Here is a 4,093-nt window from a genome sequence, read left to right on the forward strand (position 1 = left end):
ACCAGGCATCCAACTGGTAAAATAGTTGGCTCAGCTCATTAGGCCGCGTTTTAAAAGCTTTTTGTAAAAAATGACCATAATAAAGGTTTTCCTTTATGGAAAAACTTTGCCCCGGTTCCTTTTTCAACAGCTCCTGCAGTTGCTCATGCAGCAGCAGCGACCTTATCCTGGAAGCAAACAATTGCAGTTTGGCAGGTGCCTGCGGTGCGTCTATCAGTACAGACAGTTGCTGCATCCCCCAAACAAAATCACGGAAATGCTTAACCGAATACCGCACCAGCCCATAATCAACGCTGTGCAAGGCTTTGTACAGCCGGGTGCTGAAAAAATCTGTTGAATGCGGTATGGGATCAATCGCCGTATCGTAAAACCTTTCCATCATCATCATGGTGCCGTTGGTAATAGAATTGGGCCATTGGTCTATGCGGGATACGATAAGCTGTATTATTTTTTGCGTGTCCAGTATTTTGTTCACCTCTTCAAAAGGTTCACGCATCATCCAGCGCAGCCATTCTTTACCGCCATTGGTACGTGTAAAATTGAGCTTATGAAAAACGGAAAATTCTTCTTCAGCATTGAAGACAGAAAGATCATGATATGTGGTTTTGTCTATCTGCATGTAATACAAACCGGCCAGATCCTGTTACAATATGAACACATTAATATTCAATCTACCGCTCAAATAACAACCTCATGCCCTTATCAGATTCATTCCACACCGCTTTTCCATAATTCTCATACAGCAAATTGCCGTTCACAAATGTATGGGTAATGCCTGCGGGAAATGCAAATGCTTCCAGCGGGCTCCATCCGCACTTATATAAAAGGTCTTCGTGCTTTACGGTAACCGGGCGATCAAGGTCGGCCACCACCAGGTCGGCCCAGTACCCTTCGCGGATATAGCCCCGGTTGGCTATCCGGTAACAATCTGCTACCGCATGGCTCATTTTGCGTACAATGGTTTCCAGGCTGATCTTCCCCTGTTTGTAATAATACAACATCAGCAACAGCGGATGCTGCACGAGGGGCAGGCCGGCATGCGCATTTTCATATTGTATATCTTCCTTCAAAATAAGCATCCCATCATCATTCCTTGAATATCCCTTTTCGGATAAAGTATGCGGAGCATGGTCTGTAGCGATAACATCGATCCTGTCGTCTGCCAGTGCCTTCCATAAAGCATCCCTGTTCGACGACGCCTTAATAGCAGGATTACATTTGATCAGGTAACCCAGGCGTTCGTAGTCACTGGCGGTAAAATGCAGGTGGTGAACACAGACCTCACAGGTGATGCGCTTTTCTTTCAGCGGCTTAAGATTGCTGAACAACTGCAATTCTTTAGCCGTTGAAATGTGCAGGATGTGTAGGCGGCTGTTGTATTTTTGGGCAAATTGTATGGCAGTGAGCGATGATTCAAAACAAGCCTCTTCATCACGGATCAGCGGATGGTCTGACGCCGTTAAAATGTTTTTCTCTTTCTTTATCCTTTCGTAATTGGACCTGATGATTTTTTCATCTTCACAATGTGTGGCAATCAGCACTTCACTTTCCCGGAACAGCTTGTCAAGCGTGAGGTAATTATCTACCAGCATGTTGCCGGTACTGGAGCCCATGAAAATTTTAATGCCGCATATCTTATCGGTGTGCCGGTTCACCTTCAGCGCCTCATCTGCATTATTATTGGCCGTGCCCATGAAAAAAGAGTAATTGGCTAAAGCCGTTTTTGCGGCGATGGTGTATTTATCTTCCAGCAAATCGAGCGTAAGCGCATTGGGAATGGTATTGGGCATTTCCATAAAGGAGGTAACTCCTCCTGCCACGGCTGCTTTCGATTCAGAATATATAGTGGCTTTATGGGTTAACCCCGGTTCCCTGAAATGCACCTGGTCGTCAATTACCCCCGGCAGCAGGTATTTGCCCTCACCGTTGATCTCTGTAACGGTAAATGCCGGTTGGATGGAAGCGCCTATCCGCTCTATCCTTCCGTTCTTTATCAAGACATCTGCAGCAGCAATGGAGTTTTCATTAACAATGTTGATATTCTTTAAAAGATAATTTGTCATAGCGTGTAACCTATTAAGCGCATGCTTAAGCATTAAAAATAACGTGATGCACCGTTGGCAACCTGCCCGTTTTCAGGAAGGAGCCCTGATGGCACTTCTGTGCTGCTGTGATTCAGCTTAATTTCGATGTTGCCTTCTCATTTTCAGTAGCCTGCACTATAGCTGCCTTACGTGAGCGCTGATTGTATTTCAAACCTCGGTTTCCGGCCTCGGATTTAAAATTTACTACTTGAAATTTATTTGACTCCTGTTCTTTGTTATTCGATCTTTTGCATTCACCCGGAATTATCATGCAATTTAAATGAATACCTTTATTTTTACCGTCCCAATGTTGTTTTCTGCGGTATAATTCCAATAGCCTGTTCCAAAGATTTTTTTACCAATTATGCTGATAATGAAAAAACTGTTCATAGGCTTACTTCTATTTTGCTTTCCTTTTATTGTTGAGGCACAGCAACAGGCGAAAATGGAGCTTGATCTCGAAAAGATATGGAGCGGTCATTTCGATGAACGCAAATATGTGGTGCATCTCATGAATCAGTCTCCCCGCTTTGCATGGATCCAAACCGACACCGCTTCGGGCCCGCAGGTCATCTTATCGCTCGACTTTAACACCACCCGGATCGTGGATACGCTGTTTTCGAACCAGATCAAGCGCGAAACCGATTCCCTGCCCACTACATTTACGTACTTCCAGGATTTTGGCTTTTCACCCGATGACAGCAAGATCCTTATCCGTACACAAATCGAGCCTTTATATACCATCTCGGAAAAAGCGTTCAATTATGTATGGGATATTGATAAGAAAACATTAAGGGTCGTTTCCACCAACGGCAAGCAATTGTATCCCGGCTTTTCACCCGACAGCAAGCGGCTGGCATATATTATTGACGCCAACCTGTATATTATGGACATTGAAAAGAACACCACCATTCCGGTAACGGTAGACGGATCGGCTGGCCAGTTTTTATATGGCATGGCAGATGCGCTATACGAGAATGGCTTTGGTATGACAAAGGCTTACGAGTGGAGCCCCAACGGGAACTATATTGCCATGCTGCGGTTCAATGAAAACACAGTCAAAAACTATCCATTAACCATATACGAACGGCCCTATGCCGAAATCAGGAATCAACGTTATCCTTTAGCCGGTGAAATGGTGCCCGATGTAAAAGTATTTGTTTATGATATTGCCAATAAGCTGTTTGTACCGATAGATATTGGCGTTAATCCCGATCAGTACATTACAGGGATCAGATGGAGCCCCGATAATAAAGCTTTATTTGTGCAACGCCTCACAAGAGATCAAAAAAGACTGGAGCTGCTGAAAGCCGATATTGTTACAGGAAAAACCGCCGTGATCTATACGGAAGAAAGTGCCGCTGATTATGTTCGGGTGTACCCGGACAATATGTACTTTATTAAAGAAGGCAGGTCGTTTTTGTGGAAGAGCGAAAAGGACGGATATACGCATTTGTATGAAATAAGCAGCGATTCCGCTACCGCTGTTCCTTTAACCAGCGGTAACTGGGAAGTGACTGACGTGGAGGCGATTGATGATATACACAGCGAAGTATACTATTCATCGAACGAATCGGGATCAAGGCAAAAACAATTGTATAAAATAAATTACGATGGCAAGGGAAGAACAAAGCTTACCTCCGGTGATGGTTATCATGATGCCTGGATAAGCAGCGACAAACGGTTCTTTTTTGATGCATTCTCTTCTTTAAACGAACCCCCGGTTTACCAGGTAGTTTCCACTACGGGAAAGGACAAGAAAAAGCTGATCGAGAACAAAGAGCTGAACGACCGGCTGAACGATTACAAGATCCCGCAGGCATACTTTTTTACCGTGAAGGCCAATGATTCCATGACGATGAACGGCTGGCTGATCAGGCCTTATCACAATATAAGAGGGAGATTACCACTTGTATTATATGTTTACGGCGGCTCAACCCACCAGGAGGTTTTAGACAGGTGGGGTGATAAACTTACGCTTACCTTGCGCTGGCTGGCCAACCAGGGTT

The 4,093-nt window shown here is 44.6% G+C and carries 2 protein-coding genes and 1 pseudogene; 1 reads left to right on the plus strand and 2 read right to left on the minus strand.

The window, feature by feature from the left end; genetic code table 11:
• Both PLH26_RS20685 and PLH26_RS20690 read right to left on the minus strand, forming a co-directional pair.
• Nucleotides 1-619, minus strand: a pseudogene (locus PLH26_RS20685) (MutS-related protein); the annotation flags it as partial.
• Nucleotides 620-671: 52 nt separating this feature from the next.
• Nucleotides 672-2,063, minus strand: coding sequence for a dihydroorotase (locus tag PLH26_RS20690; RefSeq protein WP_324587921.1), 1,392 nt, complete (start codon nt 2,061-2,063; stop codon nt 672-674).
• 394 nt (nt 2,064-2,457) lie between these two features.
• Between PLH26_RS20690 and PLH26_RS20695 the strand changes: the two genes are divergently transcribed.
• Nucleotides 2,458-4,093, plus strand: a 1,636-nt coding sequence (locus PLH26_RS20695; protein ID WP_324587922.1) for a S9 family peptidase, incomplete at its 3' end; no start/stop codon positions are given.

It is taken from the genome of Agriterribacter sp., assembly GCF_035444585.1.
Classification (GTDB): domain Bacteria; phylum Bacteroidota; class Bacteroidia; order Chitinophagales; family Chitinophagaceae; genus Agriterribacter.

Bases quoted from the DNA above. Each gene is read 5' to 3' on its own strand.
- PLH26_RS20690 (WP_324587921.1), bottom strand. From the start codon at position 2,063: ATGACAAATTATCTTTTAAAGAATATCAACATTGTTAATGAAAACTCC.